Source organism: Cyclobacterium jeungdonense, assembly GCF_010994275.1.
Taxonomy (GTDB): Bacteria; Bacteroidota; Bacteroidia; order Cytophagales; family Cyclobacteriaceae; genus Cyclobacterium; species Cyclobacterium jeungdonense.
The window spans coordinates 1-20,933 of sequence record NZ_WMCD01000020.1; the positions used below are offsets into that span (position 1 = coordinate 1).

The 20,933-nt window shown below is 43.5% G+C and carries 23 protein-coding genes and 1 tRNA gene; 12 read left to right on the forward strand and 12 right to left on the reverse strand.

Features of this window, described 5'->3' with window-relative positions; genetic code table 11:
* Positions 1-466: 466 nt before the first annotated feature.
* A complete protein-coding gene (locus GKS34_RS22880) occupies positions 467-1,348 on the reverse strand; it encodes a TolB-like translocation protein (RefSeq protein ID WP_240459434.1) in 882 nt (293 codons plus the stop codon).
* A gap of 117 nt (positions 1,349-1,465) precedes the next feature.
* On the opposite strand from GKS34_RS22880, the gene GKS34_RS22885 reads away from it, so the two are divergent.
* The 4 genes from GKS34_RS22885 to GKS34_RS22900 all read left to right on the forward strand — a co-directional run bounded on the left by GKS34_RS22885 (position 1,466) and on the right by GKS34_RS22900 (position 4,281).
* A complete protein-coding gene (locus tag GKS34_RS22885; protein WP_240459435.1) occupies positions 1,466-2,533 on the forward strand; it encodes an oxygenase MpaB family protein in 1,068 nt (355 codons plus the stop codon).
* A gap of 143 nt (positions 2,534-2,676) precedes the next feature.
* Positions 2,677-2,979, forward strand: a complete 303-nt coding sequence (locus GKS34_RS22890) for a DUF2752 domain-containing protein (protein ID WP_163387432.1) — start codon at positions 2,677-2,679, stop codon at positions 2,977-2,979.
* On the forward strand, positions 2,964-3,350 hold the full coding sequence (locus tag GKS34_RS22895) for a TM2 domain-containing protein (RefSeq protein ID WP_163387434.1): 387 nt from the start codon (positions 2,964-2,966) through the stop codon (positions 3,348-3,350). Before GKS34_RS22890 ends, GKS34_RS22895 begins: the two co-directional genes overlap by 16 nt.
* Positions 3,337-4,281: a DUF4097 family beta strand repeat-containing protein gene (locus GKS34_RS22900; RefSeq protein ID WP_163387436.1), complete on the forward strand. Its 945-nt coding sequence runs from the start codon at positions 3,337-3,339 to the stop codon at positions 4,279-4,281. The genes GKS34_RS22895 and GKS34_RS22900 overlap by 14 nt, the downstream gene beginning before the upstream one ends.
* 76 nt (positions 4,282-4,357) lie before the next feature.
* On the opposite strand, the gene GKS34_RS22905 is transcribed toward GKS34_RS22900, so the two are convergent.
* From GKS34_RS22905 to GKS34_RS22950, 10 genes are all read right to left on the reverse strand, one after another.
* Complete coding sequence (locus GKS34_RS22905; RefSeq protein WP_014020889.1) at positions 4,358-4,555, reverse strand: cold-shock protein; 198 nt, start codon at positions 4,553-4,555, stop codon at positions 4,358-4,360.
* A 160-nt stretch (positions 4,556-4,715) separates the two neighbouring features.
* A complete protein-coding gene (gene asnA / locus GKS34_RS22910) occupies positions 4,716-5,753 on the reverse strand; it encodes an aspartate--ammonia ligase (RefSeq protein ID WP_163387437.1) in 1,038 nt (345 codons plus the stop codon).
* Positions 5,754-5,856: 103 nt separating this feature from the next.
* Positions 5,857-7,008 carry a lactonase family protein gene (locus tag GKS34_RS22915; protein ID WP_163387439.1) on the reverse strand — a complete coding sequence of 384 codons (1,152 nt, stop codon included), beginning with the start codon at positions 7,006-7,008 and terminating at the stop codon, positions 5,857-5,859.
* Positions 6,995-7,378: a monovalent cation/H(+) antiporter subunit G gene (gene mnhG / locus GKS34_RS22920; RefSeq protein WP_163387441.1), complete on the reverse strand. Its 384-nt coding sequence runs from the start codon at positions 7,376-7,378 to the stop codon at positions 6,995-6,997. Before mnhG ends, GKS34_RS22915 begins: the two co-directional genes overlap by 14 nt.
* The gene (locus tag GKS34_RS22925) at positions 7,371-7,646 is read right to left on the reverse strand and encodes a cation:proton antiporter (protein ID WP_163387443.1); all 276 of its coding nucleotides are present in this window, start codon (positions 7,644-7,646) and stop codon (positions 7,371-7,373) included. The genes mnhG and GKS34_RS22925 overlap by 8 nt, the downstream gene beginning before the upstream one ends.
* On the reverse strand, positions 7,643-8,122 hold the full coding sequence (locus GKS34_RS22930) for a Na+/H+ antiporter subunit E (RefSeq protein WP_205602137.1): 480 nt from the start codon (positions 8,120-8,122) through the stop codon (positions 7,643-7,645). The genes GKS34_RS22925 and GKS34_RS22930 overlap by 4 nt, the downstream gene beginning before the upstream one ends.
* Positions 8,123-8,134: 12 nt before the next feature.
* Positions 8,135-9,643 carry a proton-conducting transporter transmembrane domain-containing protein gene (locus GKS34_RS22935; RefSeq protein WP_163387453.1) on the reverse strand — a complete coding sequence of 503 codons (1,509 nt, stop codon included), beginning with the start codon at positions 9,641-9,643 and terminating at the stop codon, positions 8,135-8,137.
* Complete coding sequence (locus GKS34_RS22940) at positions 9,640-9,993, reverse strand: Na+/H+ antiporter subunit C (protein WP_163387455.1); 354 nt, start codon at positions 9,991-9,993, stop codon at positions 9,640-9,642. The genes GKS34_RS22935 and GKS34_RS22940 overlap by 4 nt, the downstream gene beginning before the upstream one ends.
* Positions 9,994-9,995: 2 nt before the next feature.
* Positions 9,996-10,406: a Na+/H+ antiporter subunit B gene (locus GKS34_RS22945; RefSeq protein WP_163387457.1), complete on the reverse strand. Its 411-nt coding sequence runs from the start codon at positions 10,404-10,406 to the stop codon at positions 9,996-9,998.
* Between the two features lie 186 nt (positions 10,407-10,592).
* Entirely contained in the window at positions 10,593-12,899 is a 2,307-nt protein-coding gene (locus GKS34_RS22950) for a putative monovalent cation/H+ antiporter subunit A (protein WP_163387459.1), read from the reverse strand.
* A 243-nt stretch (positions 12,900-13,142) separates the two neighbouring features.
* Here GKS34_RS22950 and GKS34_RS22955 point away from each other — a divergent pair, with 243 nt between their 5' ends.
* The gene (locus GKS34_RS22955) at positions 13,143-15,695 is read left to right on the forward strand and encodes a phosphoenolpyruvate carboxylase (protein WP_163387460.1); all 2,553 of its coding nucleotides are present in this window, start codon (positions 13,143-13,145) and stop codon (positions 15,693-15,695) included.
* Between the two features lie 390 nt (positions 15,696-16,085).
* Here the strand turns inward: GKS34_RS22955 and GKS34_RS22960 are convergent.
* Positions 16,086-16,158 (reverse strand) — tRNA-Gly (locus tag GKS34_RS22960).
* 86 nt (positions 16,159-16,244) lie between these two features.
* Between GKS34_RS22960 and GKS34_RS22965 the strand changes: the two genes are divergently transcribed.
* From GKS34_RS22965 to GKS34_RS22995, 7 genes are all read left to right on the forward strand, one after another.
* Positions 16,245-16,664: a (deoxy)nucleoside triphosphate pyrophosphohydrolase gene (locus GKS34_RS22965; RefSeq protein ID WP_205602138.1), complete on the forward strand. Its 420-nt coding sequence runs from the start codon at positions 16,245-16,247 to the stop codon at positions 16,662-16,664.
* A 57-nt stretch (positions 16,665-16,721) separates the two neighbouring features.
* Entirely contained in the window at positions 16,722-18,038 is a 1,317-nt protein-coding gene (locus GKS34_RS22970) for a S8 family serine peptidase (protein ID WP_163387464.1), read from the forward strand.
* Positions 18,039-18,054: 16 nt separating this feature from the next.
* Positions 18,055-18,285 carry a hypothetical protein gene (locus GKS34_RS22975; RefSeq protein ID WP_163387465.1) on the forward strand — a complete coding sequence of 77 codons (231 nt, stop codon included), beginning with the start codon at positions 18,055-18,057 and terminating at the stop codon, positions 18,283-18,285.
* Between the two features lie 170 nt (positions 18,286-18,455).
* A complete protein-coding gene (locus GKS34_RS22980) occupies positions 18,456-18,698 on the forward strand; it encodes a hypothetical protein (RefSeq protein ID WP_163387466.1) in 243 nt (80 codons plus the stop codon).
* Positions 18,698-19,093, forward strand: coding sequence for a type II toxin-antitoxin system VapC family toxin (locus GKS34_RS22985; RefSeq protein WP_163387467.1), 396 nt, complete (start codon positions 18,698-18,700; stop codon positions 19,091-19,093). Before GKS34_RS22980 ends, GKS34_RS22985 begins: the two co-directional genes overlap by 1 nt.
* A gap of 384 nt (positions 19,094-19,477) precedes the next feature.
* The gene (locus GKS34_RS22990; RefSeq protein WP_163387468.1) at positions 19,478-20,344 is read left to right on the forward strand and encodes a helix-turn-helix domain-containing protein; all 867 of its coding nucleotides are present in this window, start codon (positions 19,478-19,480) and stop codon (positions 20,342-20,344) included.
* Between the two features lie 115 nt (positions 20,345-20,459).
* Entirely contained in the window at positions 20,460-20,816 is a 357-nt protein-coding gene (locus GKS34_RS22995) for a cupin domain-containing protein (RefSeq protein ID WP_163387469.1), read from the forward strand.
* Positions 20,817-20,933: the final 117 nt, after the last annotated feature.

The following is a 20,933-nucleotide window of genomic DNA, read 5'->3' on the forward strand; positions in this document are numbered from 1 at the left end:
CCTCATTTATTTAAAAGCCCTTTGGTTAACGCCATAAGGGCTTTTTTTATGCCCTTATACCCCAAGGCAATAAAATACCCACCACAGATACCGCAGATACCGCAGATACCGCAGATAAAACAAAGAATTAAAAAAACCATACAAGTGATATAAGCTCATAGAAGGGAATGCGAGCCGACTTATATGACCTTCAATAACTTATGTGGTTCCTCGTTTATTACCTACCTAATGCAAATACGTTAGTTTTAAAGCCACAAAAACTAACTCTGTGAAAATAGGAGCCAATCTGCGGTGAAACAATAAACAGCCACCACAGATAACACGGATTTACACAGGTAGAATCTACAGAAAAAAATTGCTGCAGCAAGTTAGATTGCCACAAAAACACCAAAATAACCTATTTTAATAAGCAGGTTGGGGAAGTCTTTTTGGCTGCGTGTTAATTAAAGACACCCCTGTCATTAGTTTAGTCTAGCCGTTCCAGTACTATTGCGATTTTTTTTGTGTCAGGGCTGATCGAAAGTCTGCTGATATTTCCGTAACCAGGGATAGTAAAAGTCCCTACTTTCTCCCATTCAATTCCTTTATTTACCCTGCGTAGGTACAGTTCCTTTCCCCTGGCCATGAGTAGGTTGTTTTTATCTACCCAGCAAAAATCTTCAGATCCTCCTAACGCCAAACCCAAACTGGTTATTTCCCGGGTTTGGGTGTGAAAAGCCTTCAATTCAAACGTGGTTTTGCCATCTACCACGATATTGTTGTTCTTGTCCAGGAATATTACTTCATCTGTCCCCGGCCGTTTTTGAATGCTTCTTCCGGTGTTTTGCGCAATGGTATGAATATCTTCCCTTCCGTAAGGGAATACCAGGCGGTTAGGTTCTCCTATTACAAATAGAGCCGCCGTTTCTCCATGCCATCCATAATAGCCTACCGGCTGTATATCATCATACAAGAGTTCGGGCTCCCCAAAATTGATAGGGTAAAGCCAGATTCTTTGGCTACTGTCCTCTTCTACGGTTACGGTTGAGATGTATTGGCCGCAGCTTGTCAGATCCGGAGAAAACTCACTTTTATTTGGAGTCCTGGTCATGTTGGTAAACTGATCTTTCTCCCAGGTATATAAAATAGCTTCTACATTACCCGTATCGTCCTCGGATGAAAAAACCAATTGCGAATCATTAATGAATTTTGGTTGATTGTCGTAGCGCTTACTATCAGTAATCTTTTCGATGGAAGAAGAAAAAACCTTGAAGCCCAGAATGTTTTTTTTGGCATCCACCAAAAATACATCGCTTGCCTCTTGAGAAAAGGCAGCAGGCTTGAAAAAGAGCATTATCGACAACAACAAAAGAAAGAAACTCGTTTTAGGTATTGGAATGATAAAATGGTAGCACATACTAAAAAGCTTGTTAAGGTTTTATTTTAAACTAATTTACGAAATACAAGTTAGATTTTTGTGAATAAAATGGATTTGTATACCAATGGAAATCTGGATCAGTTAAGAAAACGACTGGATGCGCCCGCAGATGCCGCTGCAGCGGATCTAATCCAGGACCCGCAACTGGTATCGATAATTAATTCATGGAATATAATTCCTGAAACTATTCCCGAAACGTTTCCTGATACTTTGAGGAGTTTCTTTCAAATTTTTCTTCAGCCTCCCCCTTTGGTTGATCCACATCAAATTCGGCGAACTCAAGGCTTCTTTGAAATAAATGCTGCTTTAATTCTGTCCTTGCTGGGATTCTACTCCTTACCCTATACGTATGCCTTTGCAGATGGGGCAGAGGTATTGGTAAGGTCAAAAAAAATCCTGGATAACCCTGGAAAACGGTTGTCTGAAACCGCCTTATTTGTATTGGAGTGCTACCGGCCTGATGCATTTTTGGGAGATAAGAACGTATTGTTAGTGCTGGCAAAGGTGCGGTTGATTCATGCGTTGTCCAGGATATTTATCGATAAATATGCCCGGGATTGGAACCCTGGTTGGGGGAAGCCAATAAATCAGGAAGATATGTTGGCAACAAACCTTACATTCAGTTTGCTGGTATCCCGGGGAATGGAACGAAGTGGGGTAAGCGTGAGTAAAGAGCAACGAGATGGCCTACTCCAATACTGGGCGCTTGTTGGGTATTATATGGGAATAGACCCTGCCTTTTTACCCCATACTAGTAAAGAAGCATTCGAGCTGGAAAGGCTTATTAGAAAGCGGCATTTGAAATCCTCTCCTGCCGGGAAAAAACTGGTGAAGTCCCTACTTCGTTTTTATCAGCAGGAACTCATCAGGCCTGAGTTAGCTCCATTTATGGAAGCGATCTTAGCCTTTTATATGGGAGGGGAAATGAGTCAGGTACTTGGAATCCATAAAGCCTCCCTAATCCCCGACTGGGTATTTCGTAGTTTGTCAAACAGTGGATTGTTCAGTGTTGGTTCCGGTCCTTCCCGCTTTTCTTTATTATACCAGCAATTTGTTATCCAATCAAAAAAATCGTTGGGAACTGCGGTCTCCATTTCTCTTCCTTCATTACAGTAGGCTGTTTTATTATTCGCTTCGGTGATAGTGTTCGAAAATGAACGAAAAATGTTACGAAACCGGACCCTATGTTTTTTTACATGCCTCTTACGTAGCATATTCCAGCATTTCAATACTGGCATTCTATTCGTATATTTAAGTATATGCAACGCACGCCAACTGGAATTTTAGAATTTCTTATCTGGACCATTGCGCTAGTAGGCTTGTACTTCTCGGGCATAGCTGACGGACAGCACCACAGTCTATGCCCTTTGGCAAACCTGGGAATTAGCTGGTGCCCGGGTTGTGGGCTGGGTCGTTCCATGCATGATTTCATGCATGGAGCGTTTCAGGCTTCATGGGGGTGGCATCCATTTGGAGGTTTTGCCTTATTGGTGATTATGTGGCGTCAGTTTGAATTATTACTATTTATAAAAAAACAAATAAAACGATGGCAAACGTATTAAAGCATCTTCCGGAACTGGAAGGTATGGAATTGGGATACATACAAGGTATTCTGAAAGATATGAATGACGAACAGGCAAGTCTTTTTTCTCAGGTATATAGGGCACGGAGAAAGGATAGCCAGATGGTTTTGATTTTAACCTTGATTGGTTTTTTTGGATTTGCTGGTCTACATCGCTTCATCCTTGGACAGATTGGCCTGGGTATATTGTATTTGTTGACAGTAGGACTCTGCTTTATCGGAACGATTGTGGATCTGGTTAACTACAAGAGTCTTGCGTACGAATACAACCTAAAGGTGGCGCACGAAACGCTATCTTTAATGTCTATGAGCACTGATCTAAAAAAAGAAGATTCCAATGAATCGAATTAATATACTGCTTACGGCTGTTGGAATCCTAATACTGTCCTTTGGCTGCAATCCACTTCCCAAAGAAACGGTATCGGATATAGACACCTCTTTTGAAGGAATCCATAAAGTACGTGTACACGGGGGAGCCTTGGAAATCAGCTATACTGGAGGCGAGGATACCGATAAGGTATACCTAACCGCCTTTTTGGAATCAACCGATACGGGTATAGAGGGCATTACCTACAAGCAATCCGGGGATGAACTCATCGTGACTTTTGAAACTGAAATGGATTTTTCATTTTTGTTTGGCAAACAGGTAGATGGTTTTATCAGTTTGAAGGGACCGAGGGAAATGGAGTTGGACATGTACAATTCTTCAGGGAAACTTGAGGTCTACCACGTTCAGAACGAAAATATTAAACTTAGGGGTAGTTCCGGAAAGATTGAAGCAAAGGATTTGGATTCCCCAAACCTGCAAGTAAAAATTTCCTCTGGAAGTGTTCAGATGGAAGATATTCAAGGAAATCTGAACCTGGAATTGTCTTCTGGAATGGCATCCTTGGATGGTATGACGGGGTCCGTTACGTTTAAAGGGTCCAGTGGATTGGTACAAATCGCTAATGTCGATGGCCTGGTTACTGGGAAGATGAGTTCCGGAAAGGCAGATTTAAATCGGGTAGCCACCCTGGGAGAGATCTCCCTTTCCTCTGGAATGCTGCAAGCGGAAGATTGCGGATTAGGCCCAGAGAGCTATTTTTCGGCGTCCTCGGGCTATATGAAAGTTACTACCAACTCGGACCTGAACCAGTTTAATTTTGATTTTAGTGTAGGCAGCGGTAGGTTAAGTATCGGTGATCGATCCAGTAGTGAGGATTTGTTTATTGATCATGGGGCAGGTCAAACCATACGGGGCAAACTTCAGTCCGGTCGGATGGTATTGGAAGGTACTTAATAATCAATGACAAAAGCCCTGAAAGCAAAAAAGCAACCCGTTTGGGTTGCTTTCTACTACTGATGTCAATGTTATGTTATGCGTTAACTACCTTCACATTCACTGCATTCAGACCTTTTCTTCCTTCTTTAAGATCGAAGGATACATCATCGTCTTCTCTGATTTCGTCGATTAGTCCAGAGACATGCACAAAATACTCTTTAGATGATTCGTCATCAATGATAAAACCGAATCCTTTGGATTCATTAAAAAATTTTACTTTTCCTGTGTTCATAATTGTAATTAATTGATTGTATTAATGGGTGTAAAGGTAGTGATTCTTTTCGCAAAAAAAACAGTTTGGCAAAATTATTTCCTAAAATTAAAAGATTTCTTAAAATTGTATTTTATATAAATCCCATGCAAAATTCAAAATACATCCTTATTTTAAGAAATTATTTCATTAATTCTATACCTTGTTCTTTGCAGTTTTCCACTTCTTTTTCCGGCCAAATACCCGATTGGACCTCTCCAATGTGTTTTTTTCGTAAAAGAAACATGCAAGTCCTGGATTGACCGATTCCGCCACCAATACTTTGCGGCAATTCCCCATTCAATAACTTTTTATGAAAAAATAATTCCTTCCGCTCTTGTTGTCCTGAAATTTCCAGCTGTCTTTCCAGTGTGTCAGCATCTACCCGGATTCCCATGGAAGAGAGTTCAAAACTATTTTCCAGCATGGGGTTCCATACCAGAATATCCCCGTTCAAGCCTTTGTGCCCCTCAGAATTATAGCTACTCCAATCATCGTAGTCCGGCGCCCTTCCGTCATGTTTTTCCCCGTTGCTGAGTACATCGCCAATTCCGATTAGAAAAACAGCCTGGTGCTCTTTGCAGGCCTGGTATTCCCTTTCTTTCGGCGACAAATTCGGATACTTCCGAAGGAGTTCTTCGGCTTGGATAAAGGTGATTTTCTCCGGCAAAATCGGCTGAATAGCAGGGAAAGTTTTGGCTATGGATCCCTCCAGTTCCTGAAAGATCCCGTAAATGGATTCGACTACTGCTTTCAGGTACTCCAGGTTGCGATGCTTTTCGGAAATCTTTTGTTCCCAGTCCCACTGATCTACATACAGGGAGTGCAGGGGCGAATAATCCTCATCCGGCCTCAAGGCACGCATGTCTGTCAGGATACCTTCTCCATTTTCTGCCTCCAGTTCTGCCAACTGCCACCGTTTCCATTTTGCCAGGGATTGGACCACCACAGCTGTTGCATCTGATTGGTTTCGGATGGGGAATTTTACCGGTCGTTCGATACCATTCAGGTCATCGTTGATACCCGTGCCATCCATAATGGCTAATGGACAGGAAATTTTGAACAGGTTTAACCGTTCAGACATCATCACAGGAAACTTGGTTTTAATCAGGTCTATTGCCTTTTCTGTCTCCCTCCTATTCAATAAACATTGGTAGATTCGCTCCCTTGTGGTTGTCATTTTTTTGGTTTTACTTTTGGAAAAACGTATCGGCTAGGCCGAAATGGCCACAATATTAAGGAAAAGAATTGATTCCCGGAAATATACCGCATGAATCACGGATTTACGGTAGGAAGTTTATGTAGACGGGTTTATGAATGTCAAGCTGATGTCCTGTTGCGGATAATAACCCGCTTCTAGCATCCCTTTCGAAGGCAAGCAGGGTATTGGAATTTTGATTTCCCACCAGGACATAAGTTCCATCAGGTGTAATATTAAAGTTACGCGGGGCCTCGCCTTCTGATGAAAGAGTTTGGATATGCTTTAAACCACCATCCGGAGCTACCGCAAACCCGATAATTTCATTCGCATCTCCACGGTTAGAGACGTACACGTGTTTACCGTCCGGGCTTAGCCGAACCTCAGCAGCTCCCACTGTTCCCTCAAATCCTTCTTGTAAAAGAGAATGGGTTTCCAGGTGTTTTAATGTGCCTTCATTGTACTGGTAAACCCCAATTTCGGCCGTTATTTCATGCACCAGGTACAGCCGGTCTCCGTTTTCGTTAAAGACCATGTGCCGGGGCCCGGCTCCTGGGGCCACCTGCAATCTGAAATGGGGATTCACATCCAGGGGTTTTTCCTTTTGCGAATCAAAATTGTAAACCACCACTTCATCGGTACCCAGATCGGCCACAAACAATTTTCCGTCCTTCGGGTGAAACACGGTCGAATGAACGTGAGGTTGCTTTTGCCTGCCAGGGTTAACGCTACTTCCTTCATGCTGGACTACCTGAATGGCGGGTTTTAGATGCCCATCATTTGCTACGGGAATTACTGAAAAGTTACCCTGCGAGTAATTACCCACCACCAGAAATTTTTCGGAAGGATCCAGGCTTAGGTAGCAGGGGCTGTTTCCGGCGGCAGATACCGTATTGATTTTTGAAATACTGTTTTTTGCTAACTGGAAGCCACTTACTTTTCCTCCTTCGGCTCCGCTGGTTTCTTCTACTGTAAAAATAAGGTTTTGGTTCTTATTAGCGATGACAAAAGAAGGATTTTCGGGTTCGGAAGCGGTCGCCAACACTTCGAAACCATTTTCAGGACTGAAGCCAGCCAGGTGGATGCCTTGTTCCGGCAGGTCAGTATAGGTTCCCAGAAGAAATACATAAGTAGCAGACATATCTTGAGATTTATTTTCTTCCTCTTTTGTTTGGCGGGTACCGCATGCCAGGAAAAGGAATAGGAGAGCGGCAACCAATAAATTACTTCGATTCATTTTCTTTTTCGTTTTCTACGTCACTTGCCAATTCATGACTTTTGGGATGGTATTTTCCTTTTAGATCATCTAATTTGGAGTGCTTCCATAATTTCACCCCAGTGAAGTAGGAGGCGCGGCCAATCATGTGGGCTCCTACAGGAGCTGTGAGCAACATAAAAAGAATGATAGCGGAAACACGTGAAAATATTCCAAATTCATTAAAGTAGACAGCTGCCGCTACAAGGACTAACCCGATTCCCAGCGTCGCTGCTTTGGTAGTGACGGAGATCCTCAGGTATAGATCTGGCATTCTTACCACGCCGATTGCTGCTATAAGGATGAATAGTGCTCCTATAGAACTCAAACCAATGATCCAATATTCACTCATTTTTTTCTCTTTTTTCTAAATAGTAGGAAAAGGCTACCGTGCCTAAAAAGGCAATCAAAGCCATGATCATCGCAATATCCAAAAATGCCGGTTGGTTGGTATGAATACTGTAAATGGTAATAATGCCGATACCGGTAGTCAGTAGCAAGTCCAGGGAAACCACCCGATCGGAAAGGGTAGGGCCTATGACAAATCTGATAAATATCAAAACGGTGGATACGGCGAGAATGGGCAGTATCACCAGATATAAATAGTCGTTTACACTCATCTCAGTATCTCTAATAACTTCCGTTCAAATCCATTTTTAATTCCGGCAATAAATTCCTCCTTGTCGTTTACGTACATCGCATGTACATATAATACTTTCCGGTCGTCCGACACATCCAGGCTAAGGGTGCCGGGTGTGAGAGTTATTAAATTGGCTAATAGGGTAATCTCTAAATCCGACTTGGCTGTGAGCGGTATTTTAATAATCCCCGGTTTCATGTAATAGCTGGGCGTCACCACGTCATAGGCTACTTGAAGATTGGCCTTAATCAACTCGTAAAGGAAAAAGAAGACAAAGGCGATCAATTTGGGACCCCGGTAAAAATAGGTGTTTTCCCTTCTGTTACTGGATATCAGCCAGAGTAGGAAAAAACTCAATAAAAACCCGAATAGGAAATTCACGAATGAAAAGGTACCCGTCACCGCCAGCCAAATAAAGGAAAGAAGTAGATTGCTGAGAAATCTGGTTTTTATCATTTTTAGTGTGATTTAAGTTCCCAAAACGGCTTGAATGTAGGCGGAAGGATCCATCAGATTTTCAGCAATGTGCATCGCCATCCGCATAACCCACTCTGCTCCAAAACCGATTCCTAAAGAAAGTATGGATAAAAAAACCACCGAGGCCAGCATTGCTTGCTTTTTAAGGGGTTTTAGTTCATTGAAGTATTTGATGTGCTCTTTCTTTGGCAGTTCTTGCGGATCTTTCCAAAACACCTCTGACCATAATCTGGCAATGATGAATAAGGTAAGGAAACTTCCCAATACTATAAAGCCAATCAATAAAATATTAGCAGAATCCAAGGCACCCTGGATGATTAATAGTTTCCCCCAGAAACCGGATAGGGGAGGAATGCCAACCAACGAAAACAAGGAAATGGCTATCAGTAGGCTAATCAGGGGCTGCTCCTTGTAAAAACCACCCAGCAGGCGCATGGAATAGGTGCCCTTGAATTTGAAAATCAAGCCGCTAATCATGAATAAATTGGTTTTGACCACAATGTCATGAACCAGATAAAAGACGGCTCCCGCAAGGGCAAGTGTACTGTATACACCAAGACCTGCCAACATAAACCCGATATGGCAGATGATCAGGTAGCTGAAGACTTTTCGGATATTATTTTGCATCAAGGCACCCACTGCTCCTGAGAAAATGGTCAACATTGCCATGATGGTAATGACCGCGGTAAGAAACGTGTCGGGAATAAAGATCAGGGTAAACACCCGCAGCATGGCATAAACCCCCACTTTTGTTAGTAATCCTCCGAAAATAGCCGAAATGGCAGGTGGCGGCGTGTGATAGGAAGCTGGTAGCCAAAAATAAAGGGGAAAAACAGCTGACTTGATTCCAAAACCCACCAGGAACAGGATGGCAGTCACGTTTACCAACCCCCGGTTTTCTACCTTTGCCACTTGCAGGGAAAGGTCTGCCATGTTAAGACTACCGGTAAGGCCATAGAGGATTGCAATTGCCGTAAGAAAAACAACTGATGCCAACAGGTTCATGGCTACGTATTTGATAGCCCCCTCCAACTGGGCTTTTTCCCCTCCGATTGTGATCAGTACAAAGGAAGAAATAATGATGATTTCAAACCAGACGTAAAGGTTAAAAATATCTCCTGTAAGAAAGGCTCCGCTTAGCCCCATGATCAGTAAATGAAGGATGGGGAAGTACCCGAATCGGATCCGTGCGTTGCGCACACTGCCAACCGAAAATACGCTGACAGCCAGTCCGGAGATAGCGGTGAGTAAAACCAGCAGTGCACTTAGTGTGTCGGCTACAAAGGTGATCCCAAAAGGAGCGATCCAACCTCCCGCCTGCATGGTCTGAATTCCCTCCTGGTTGACTTTTAGCAAAAGCAAAATACTGATCAGTAAGGCAATGAGAGATCCTACTACAGAAATCAGCTTTTGCAGGTTTTTGTTGGTCCAGGAAAACATCAAGGTTACGGCAACAAAAAGCTGGAAAATGACAGGTAAAACAATGTAGGGGTTGCTCATAAATCTTCGTCGGTTGCGTACATTTCGTCCAGGTCGTCTGTTTTCACTACTTTATAGGCTCTTTTTATTAAAATAATGGCAAAAGCCTGCAGGCCAAAACTGATAACGATGGCAGTCAGAATGAGTGCCTGAGGTACAGGGTCTGCATAGATTTCACCCAGCATTTTTTCACTGGGACCTATGATGGGAGGCTCTCCTTTCACTATCTTCCCTAGTAAAAAGATGAGTAAGTTGGCTCCGTTACCCAGTAAAATAAGTCCAATTATTAATTTAACCAGACTCCGCCTCAGCATCATGTAAATACCTGCGGCATATAATAACCCGATGATAATTACCAATAATAGTTCCATGCTTATAACCCTTCAGATATGGTGAAAATAATGGTAAGGGTGACCCCTATAACCACCAGATACACGCCTGTATCAAAAAACAAGGCCGTACCTACCGTACCGATAACCGGTACAGGCTGATCCATCCACAAACCGGTCATGAAGGTTTCGCCCATAAACAAAGGTAGGCTTCCTGCCAGCAAGGCCAGCGCCAAACCAACTGGCATTAGGAACCCAGGATGAAATTTCACGATATTTTTGGTGTTTTCGACCCCATTGGCAAAAGAATGGATCACAAAAGCAATGGAAGCCATCAACCCGCCAACAAATCCCCCTCCAGGAAGGTAATGGCCCCGAAGCAAAATAAATACGGAAAATAGTAATAACAACGGAAGCAGGTAGACGGAAGCAGATTTGAATATGATTGTTTTCATCTGTTTATATTTTTTTTTCAGCGGTCAGATGGAATCTCGCATGCCTGATAATCATCCCTCTGTGTGTCGATCTCGTCATGCTCGATTTCATGTGTTTATAATTTGCTTTTCAAAGGCCAAATGGAATCTCGCATGGTTGATAATCATCCCAGTGTGTGGCGGGTACGTCATGCTCGATTTCATAGATTATTCTTTTTCGGTACTTCTAAGGTGCAATTTCAACAGGCCAAAAACACCAATAGCGGCAATGGCCAAAACCGTAATTTCCACCATCGTATCAAATCCCCTGAAATCGACCAGAATTACGTTTACAACATTTTTACCTTTTCCCAGAATGTAGGCGTTTTCCGCGTAGTATTCGCTGGTTTCCTTGCTCAGGGATTCACTCATCACTTCCAGGGCCAGAATACTAATCAGGGCACCAAAGATAAGTGATAACAATCCATCCCGAATCCGAACGCGGTTATCGGATAGCTTCAGGTATTTGGGTAGATTATAAAGGACCAGGACAAATAAAATAACCGTCAACGTATCGATGGAAAATTGAGTCATAGCCAAATCAGGCGCTGAATAGAACAGGAAGATCAGGCAAAAAGAATACCCAACCACTCCTAAAGAAGCTACGGCTGCCAGCCTGGATTTGGAGAAAACGGTAAATAATATAGCGACTGCCATTACCAGCAAAACCACAGCCTCATAGAAGGTAACCTCTGTCATCAGCTCCGTATTGATAAGCAGGTCTACTCCTAAATACAGGCGGTATGCCAATAGAAGCGAAAGAAAACCAAGAATGGTGATCAGGTAATAGCGCAAATAGCCGTTTTGAAAGAAACCGGTCCATCCTTTTCCTGCAAGTTTAAATCCATGGGAAATACCTAGAATAATGGTTTGGGGAGAAAACCGATCGAATGCGGTAACCTTTTTCAACAGGCTTTCGGAAGGTTTTAGCAGGAAATACAGCACGGTTCCGGACCCAATCGTTATCAGACTCAGTAGAAATATCAAATTAAAACCATGCCATAACTGCAGGTGGAAATCGGGACTAGCGCCCGTGAGGCTGCTTACCGCCGGCTTGATCAGTCCTCCTTCCAAAATTCCGGGAAACAATCCAAAAAGGATACCCAGAGTGGCCAGAATTAAAGGCGGAACATACATGGAAGGGGCAGGAAGATGAACATTTTCAAATTTTTCCGGCAGTTTTCCTAAGAATGGTTTTATGCCTGCCACAAAGCCGGCCACCAACAAAGCCACATTGGTAAGAATAGCCAGGCAGGTTAAGAGCCAAGCCAAATCTCCCATATTCAATGTAGCTCCATAAATAAGGTCTTTTCCCACAAACCCAAAGGAAGGGGGAATTCCAGCATTCGAAATAGCTGCCAGCATGGCGGCGATGCCTACCGGTAGCATGACCTTATTCAAGCCTCGTAGCTGCGTCACATCCCGGGTGCCGGTTTCGTGATCAATAATGCCCGTAACCAGGAACAAGGTAGCCTTGTACAGCGCATGTACCAGAATAAAAATGCAAGCAGCCAGTAAGGCATCCGGAGAACCCAGGCCTATAAGAAAAACAAGGATTCCCAGCGCAGAAATGGTAGAGTAAGCCAGAATTCCTTTTAAATCAATTCGGAACAAGGCATGGATGGCGGCATAAACCATGGTAATGGCTCCTACAATGATCAGTGTTCCGTTCCACCATTCATGATTTCCCAAAACGGGGGTAAATCGCGCCAAAAGGTAGACACCTGCTTTTACCATGGTGGCAGAGTGCAGGTAAGTAGAAACCGGAGTCGGCGCCTTCATGGCTCCTGGCAACCAAAAGTGAAAAGGAAATTGGGCGGATTTGGTAAATGCCGCTATAAATAAAAAGAATAAGACCCAACCGTACAACGAATGGTCTTTGATGGCTTCGGCCATTGGAGCCATAGCCGAAATCTGGTAGACCTCTGTGATCTGTCCCAAGCCCACCATCGCTACCATGAGAAACAAGCCCCCAAATCCTGTAATTGCCAATGCCGTCAAGGCCGATTTTCGGGAATCCTCCTTATCGTTATTAAATCCGATCAGAAAAAAGGAACTGATACTGGTCAGCTCCCAAAACAAAAACAAGGTGTAGATATTATCAGAAAGGACCAGCCCCAGCATGGACGCCATAAATAAGGAAAGGTAAGCATAAAACCGATCCAGGTAGTGGTGGCCCTTAAGGTAAGCTGAAGTATAGACGAAGACCAACGTACCTACCCCACTGATCAATAACACAAACAGCAGGGACAAACCATCCAGGTAGAAATCCAGGTTGATTCCCAGGGAAGGCACCCATTGGTAACTGGTTTTTATTGTGTTGCCGGCCAGTATTTCTGGAATTTTAGAAAGGAAGTATATAAATAGGGTTAATGGCAACAATGCCACCCAAAGCGTTGAAATGGATTTTAGCCGACCGAGGATAAAAGGTATAAGTAAAGCAAAAATAAATCCCGAAATTACTGCGGTTAACATCAGCGCTGGTTTATGGAGGTTGATTTTCGAAAGCCTAAAATACGAAAAATCTCCGATAGGACAGCCTACTGGCCTGCGATTCTAGGAACGACGCATTAGAAGCAGGAGTAATATCCTGATTGTAAGTAAAATAAATAAAAAACCCCCTTTGCTAGGGTAAAATTTAAGCAGATATAGGTGTATGGAAAGAAAAAAATGTGCATTTTTGAGTAATTGGAAAGATTAAAATTAATCCTATTTACCATGGCAAACATTTACGAGACTGAAGTTGCAAAGCGCTTTACGATCTATAACAGTCTATTTTTAGACCTACCCTTTGACCAAATATACAGAACGGGCACCCTGTTGCCCATCTTATCTGAGGCTTGCCAAAGAGGCTTTCAGAAAAACAAATCTCCAAAAGAAATTATTCAGCAGTTTTTTGAGGAACTGATGGCAGACAAACCGGAAACCGACCGACACGACCTGCTCTTTAAAATGGTTCAGTACATTGAAAGGCAGGTAGTGTTGTTTGATTCCATTGAGGATGCTGCTTACGAAAAATTCAATGATATCAAGGGAAAAGGCACCATGACCGCGTTTATTTCCCGAGCTGAAAACGATCACAAACGGGAGGAGTTGATCGAAAAGCTGAAGAATTTCTCCGTTCGGCTAACACTTACCGCTCACCCTACCCAGTTTTACCCGGGAAATGTGTTGGCGATCATTACCGATTTGGAACAGGCCATACGTAAAAACGACCTGGGCGATATTGACCTGCTATTAAGGCAATTGGGAAAAACGGCATTTATTAACAAAGAAAAGCCATCTCCCTACGAGGAGGCCGTAAGTTTGACCTGGTTTTTGGAATACGTATTTTATCCGAGCATTTCGGATATCATGATTCGGATCCTCAACCAATTAAATATCCCGTTGCACGATTGGGAAAACCCCAACTTGCTGAAGGTTGGATTCTGGCCGGGCGGAGACCGGGATGGGAATCCGTATGTAACCCATGATATTACCAAAAAAGTAGCCGACAAGCTTCAAAACAGCATCTTGAAGTGTTACTACAGAGATATTCGAAAAGTAAGACGAAGACTTACCTTTCACAACGTGGAAAGCCACCTCATTAAAGCAGAAAAGGGAATTTACAACACCCTTTTTAGCGGAGGCGGAGAAGTATTCCACTCCAAAGATGACCTGCTCGAGGTGCTTTATCAAGCCAGAAAGGGTATCATTGAGGACCATGGAGGGCTTTCCCTGGAATTGCTGGATGAGTTTATCCTGAAAGTGCGGGTTTTTGGCTTCCATTTCGCCAGCATGGATGTGCGGCAGGATAGTCGAAAACACGACAGTTTATGGGATGCCATCATAGAAAAAAAGGACGGAGAAGCGGCGCTGAAATCCTACCATGAAGGGGATGAGGAAAGCAAGATCCAAAAAGTGCTCGGCACTTCTAACTTACCTGCAATCGATACACTGGAGGACCCTTTTCACAGGGAAATGTTGCAGAGTATCGAATCCATTGCCTACATACAAAAAGGCAACGGCCCCATGGGTTGTCACCGGTACATCATTTCCAATAACCAATCGGTGCTTCACATTATGGAGGTTTTCCAGCTGAACAAACTGCTTCTTGCCAGAGGAGGCGATTTGTTTTTGGATATTGTTCCATTATTCGAAACCATTGATGATTTGGCTGCCGCCCCGGGAGTGATGAAATCCCTCTACCACAATAAAATTTATAGGGATCATTTAAAACACCGGGGAGACAAGCAGACGATCATGCTTGGGTTTTCGGATGGCACCAAAGATGGAGGATATATCCGGGCCAACTGGTCCATTCTACGTGCCAAGGAAGAATTAACCCTTGTGGCCAGAGAAGAAGGAATCGATGTGGTATTCTTTGACGGCAGAGGAGGTCCACCGGCACGGGGAGGTGGAAACACGCATAATTTCTATGCGTCGCTGGGACCAAACGTGGAAAATAGGGAAATCCAGATCACCATTCAGGGACAAACCATCAGCGCCAATTACGGCAAGCCGGTAAGTTGTTCCTACAACCTGGAGCAACTCCTGAGTGCCGGAATGGAAAGTCACCTGTATCCCTCAAGCGAAAATAGCCTGACGGAAACGCAGAAGGAGCTGATTGAAGAAATGGCAGATATCAGTTACAATGCCTATAAGGAACTAAAGAATCATCCCCAATTTGTTCCTTACCTGGAAAAGGTCACTCCGCTAAAATTCTTCGGTATGACTAATATTGGCTCCCGGCCTGTAAAAAGGAGTAAAGGGGGCAGTATGAAATTTGAAGACCTGCGTGCCATCCCATTTGTAGGTGCCTGGGCACAGATGAAGCAGAATATTCCTGGATTCTTCGGAGTTGGAAAGGCCATCGAGGAATTGGAGAAAAGAGGAAAATTGAAAGAGGTGCAGCAATTGTACAAAGACTCGCTGTTTTTCCGGTCCTTGCTGGGGAATTCCATGCAATCGCTGGCCAAAGCCTTTTACCCTGCCACGGCTTACCTTAAGGAAGACGAGCAATTTGGAGGTTTTTGGGATCTAATGTATGGGGAGTACCAACTTTCCTACGAAAAAATCCTGAAAGTAGCCGGGATGAACAGCCTGCTGGAAGACAGTCCGCTGAGTAAGGAATCCATCGGCATCCGGGAAAAAATTGTATTGCCGCTGATTACCATTCAGCAATATGCTATACAAACCATTCTGGAAAAAGGCAAAGAAGATACCGCTTTGCAAAAGCTGATTCTACGAACCATGTTTGGTATCATCAATGCAGCCCGAAACGCTGCCTGAAATATCCCAATAAAACGCACATTAAACAGCCTATGGAAGCATTTCCCTAGGCTGTTTTTTTTTACCATAGGAGGCATATAGGTATCCATAACATAAGCGTTTTTGCTGTCACTACTGGGTTAAATATTCCACTTCACCCGATTATCTTCGCTGTCGTAAACAGATAAGATCCACCAAAAAGCCATTTGTAATGGATAAAACTGGCTAGAAAGAAATAACGAGGCCCTTTTCTTGTAATTTATTGAGGATCCGGCATTGCAAATGCCTCATTTTCGAAAATAAAAAAATAGCAGGATGTTGATGCAATCTCACCCAGTCCGGGTCTATACTGCCAAGTAGGGTTTGGCCATTAACAGATGAGAGGGGAAATCAGGTTTTTGTACGTAAGAGAGCGGGTAATCGGGTTCGAACCGACGGCCTTCAGCTTGGGAAGCTGACGCTCTGCCAACTGAGCTACACCCGCTTGATCCCTCATAAAAATAGTGATTTTTTTCCTGGATTATAAATGGAAAACTCAACTTTTTTTGAGAAAAATTGAGTTGAATTGTTTTGTCAACTACCTTCAACCCTATGCTATTGGTTACCTGTGCGGTCATCCGCAATTCACAAAATCAGATTCTGGCCGTACAGCGGTCCGGAAAGATGCGCATGCCACTGAAATGGGAGTTTCCCGGAGGGAAAGTGGAAGCGGGAGAAACGGTAGAAGAAGCCCTGATTCGGGAAATTCAGGAGGAACTGGGGCTGACTATTCAATTGGGAAAAAGAATGCAGCCAGTGAACCACGATTACAGGGACCTAGCCATTTGCCTGGTTCCCTATTGGGCCAGGATCGCTGCTGAAGAGCCCCGGCTGGTGGAACATGCCGCTTATCGCTGGATGCTGCCTGAGCGCTTGCGGGACCTGGACTGGGCGGAAGCAGATATACCGGTAGTAAGACAGATTCAGGAAGGAAAGGCTTGGCTTTTTTAAGGAAAAATTGGTAACTTTTAAATCGGTACTAAGTAACCTCAACCAAACCACCGTCCCATGGATCCCTACACCTCTTTTCAAATTCTTTCCGGAGATCGTCCCAAGTACACTGGTAAAAAGCTGGTAATGCTTTCCCCCGACGCCAGTATGCAAAAGATAGATGAAGAAGCCTCAGGAGCGGCCCTTCGCCTGGCTCCCTCCAGTGCCTACCGTAGCCACGAGGAAGATTATCAGAAGGCCTTTACTGAGGCTGACGGGATCGTGTTTGAGAAGTTCCGGGTAGCGGTAATCAACGCCAACCACGATGAGCAGGTCAAGTCACTGCTTTATTCTCAACGAAGTTTTCAATACGAGGAACCCGAGCGCTATTTGTACGCGCTGGAAGGGGTTCGAAGTAGCAATTTGCTTTGGCAATTTATATGCCGCCTGTTTGGTATCAGGAGAGATCCTCCCGGTGCTGGTCCGGGACCGGCACCCAAAGACCCGCCTCCTGTGGCCCCTCCTGTTTTTGAAAATACAGCAGAAGCCTACTGGGGTTTAAATGCCCTGGGGGCCTTGTCTGGTTCCTTTACCGGTAAGGGTGTAAAGCTGGCGGTACTGGATACCGGCATGTACCTGGCCCACCCGGATTTTGAGGGAAGGGAGGTGGTGGCCAAATCCTTTATACAGGGAGAATCGGCAGAAGATGCGCATGGACACGGTACCCACTGTGCTGGCATTGCCGTCGGAGGGGTTCGGGGCAACAGTGGTATCCGCTACGGAACCGCCTCAGATGCTGGCTTGTACGTAGGAAAGGTGCTTTCCAACGAGGGAGTAGGCAGCGATAGCGGAATCCTGGCAGGAATGGAATGGGCTGTGTCCCAGGGCTGCAGAGTGATCTCCATGTCACTGGGCGCCTCGGTGGAAGAAAATACCCGCTATTCCAATATTTACGACGAGCTTGCCGGTATAGCCATGGATATGGGTACCCTTATCATTGCCGCTGCCGGAAACGACAGCCATCGCAATCAGGGGATTATCCGTGCTGTCAATCACCCCGGCAACTGCCCCAATATTATGTCCGTAGGGGCGTTGGACCGGCGTTCGGATGTGGCCGATTTTTCCTGTGGAGGGTTAAACCCAGATGGGGGGCTGGTGGACATTGCCGGTCCCGGTGTAGAAATATTCAGTTCCTGGAAACTCCCCCAGAAATACGCCATTTTAAGCGGTACCAGTATGGCCACCCCCTTTGTGGCAGGCGTAGCGGCGCAGTTATTGGAAGCTTTTCCCGAGGCCACGGCCCGGGAGATATGGGACAAGCTAATCAGTCATTCCAGGCCCTTGCCGCTGCCCGGTCGTGATGTAGGTTCTGGCCTGGTGCAGTCTCCTCAGTAAATTTCGATAAAAACCAATGAAACGAAACTTTATCGCATCTATAGAGCGTGGATCGGAGCCACATATAGAGCTGATCGCAAAAGGCCTGCAGGAGAAGGGCTGTACCATCCATCGGATTTTAAAGCTTGCCGGCATTATCAGCGGCTGCAGTTCCGGTAAGGAAAAGGACTTGCAGGAACTCAAAATCCAGGGCATCCGCCATATCGAAGAAGACCGGCAGGTTAGGGCACTGGGAGGGGAGGAGTAATCCTGGCGATGGGTTTTTTTCTACGGCTGTTTCGTGTCGAAACGGGTACCCCGGGCCATAGACCTCTTCCGCTGGCAGGTTCATTGCTAATTCGCGACAATACAAAAAAAGATCACGAACCTAAATTTGAATATTTTTCGTTAATTTGATTGACTTAAATTAGATTTAATATGGAAAGTAATAAGCTAGATATAGCGGAAAATATATTTCGGATGGTTAAGAATTTGAGTGCAGATGTAAAGCTCGAAATAATAAGCAAGATTACTGATTCTCTAAAAGGGACAAAAAAAGAGATAAAGGATGATTCCTGGAAGAAGTTATTTGGTGCATGGGAATCTGAAGAAAGTGCTGAAGAAATTATAGAAGAGATTAGAGCAAGTAGGTATACTAACAGGCAGATTGAGGATTTGTAATGGATTATTTGTTAGACACCAATATCTGTATCTATTTTCTAAAAGGCAGATATGGCCTCGTTGATAAAATAGAAAGATTGGGATTCGAAAATTTTTTTATTTCCGAAATTACTGTTGCAGAATTAAAATACGGGGTTGAAAAAAGTACCAACCCAGACAAGAATAGACCAGTAATTAACGGATTGATTGACAGCTTTAAACAGCTGCCAATTTACGGAGCGCTTGATGTTTACGCAAAGGAAAAAGCAAGACTCAAAAAAAAGGGAAATATCGTAGATGACCTGGACCTATTTATTGGTGCAACAGCGATTGAAAATAATATGGTATTAGTGACGAATAATGAAAAGCATTTTGATCGTCTCCAAAATATAAAAATTGAAAACTGGACGAAATAGTCAATTACCGCCGAGATCAATGCAAACAGGTTATTAGGCATCTACTTGTTAAACCAATCACGGTAGCCATATAGAAACTAAACGGTAGACGGAAAGTTGTCACCATCAAAGGCCAGCCAATCCATTTTGGACACCTTGCCGGCATGATAGGCGGCTGTGGCTAGACCTGCAGGAACTCAAAATCCAGGGCATCCGCCATATCGAAGAAGACCGGCAAGTCCGGGCATTGGGAGGGGAGGAGTAATCCTGGCGATGGGGTTTTTCCTATATTTAGGGAGTTTTCGTATAGGTCCATAAAAGGAAACTAACTGCAATGGTTGCGGTTAGCCAGTAGTTGGCAACAATTTGAACCCGAGATTGTTGAAGCACATAGAATGTGATTGAATGAATATATACGAGGTACATAAATCGAATCCTGATATATTTAATCAGCTTACATTAAAGGATCAACTTTTTTTGTATTATAAATGCCCGCAAAAAGATAAAATACTGCAGTTATATTCAAATCACAACCAAATAAACTTTACAATAAGGGGTAAAAGACTAATTCATCACGGAAATAACACATGGGAAACAAATAAGGACAAAGGTTTTTTTGTGAAAAGATGTGCTTTCCTGCAGGAATTGCCTTCGGATTATTCAGATTGGGAGGTGTTGGTTTTATATTTAAAAGATAACTATCTAAAAAAGGTGCTTGAGGAATTCAGGCAGGATCTGCCAGTGAATAATTTGCCTAAGGTGAGTTCTGAGATGTTTCATGTATTTAAAATAAATACTCAAATCCGCAATTGTTACGAAAGTCTGCTGCCCTATTTTGAAAAGCCACAGTTATTACCTGATACTATTTTCGAAGGAAAGTTTAAGGAATTACTTTACAACATTTTAGCACATCCTGATAATAAACATATACTTGCATACGTAAATCAATTGACAGGAGATTATTTAATCCCCATTTGGGAAGTAATGGAGGCAAACTATATGTATAATTTGAAAATTTCAGAGTTTGCTGAGATTGCAAACCGAAGCACAAGCACTTTCAGGCGAGATTTTGAGGAATATTACAAAACAACACCTGGGAAATGGTTAACAATGAAAAGACTTGAAAAAGCCAGTCTTCTTCTCATCAGTTCAGAAAAATCGATTGGTGATATTACTTTTAATTGTGGCTTCGAGAATGTATCTCACTTTAGCCGGATTTTTAAGGATACATTCAATGTATCTCCCTCCGAATATCGGAATCAAAACAAATAGTCAATTTAATTTGGATTGGACGCTAAAACAAAAAGATTGATTTTTTAAGAAAAACTCTTTGAGATATACGCATTTAACTTTGTGATGTAGTTATTAATCATTAAAAATTAACATCATGAAGAATTTATTTATTTTATCATTAGTGTTTTTTTGTGGCTCACTAGCTGCACAAAATCAGGAAACTCCAGAATCAGGAGAAAAAGTCATTATTGATAATGACAAAATTAAAGTAATCGAACATTTTAGTTGGCCACAAGGCGATGTATGTGGATTGGGGATGCACCATCACGAACCACATTTAACTGTTGTCTTAACAGATGCTAAAGTTAAGATTACTCCCGAGAATGGAGATGCTCAGGAAATTGAAGTTGAATCCGGTACATCTATTTGGTTTGGTGATGCTGAAACACATGCAGTAATTAATTCAGGAAACCAACCAACAAAGATGGTTTTGGTATATTTGAAGGAATAACAGCTAAAAACTGTTGCCAATAACTAAGCATTCTGACGGCTGGAACAGCCTAGTCTGAATGCAGTGTTGAACGAATGGGTGCTGGGAGTTAGGGTAATTATGGGGAATGGTTTTCCC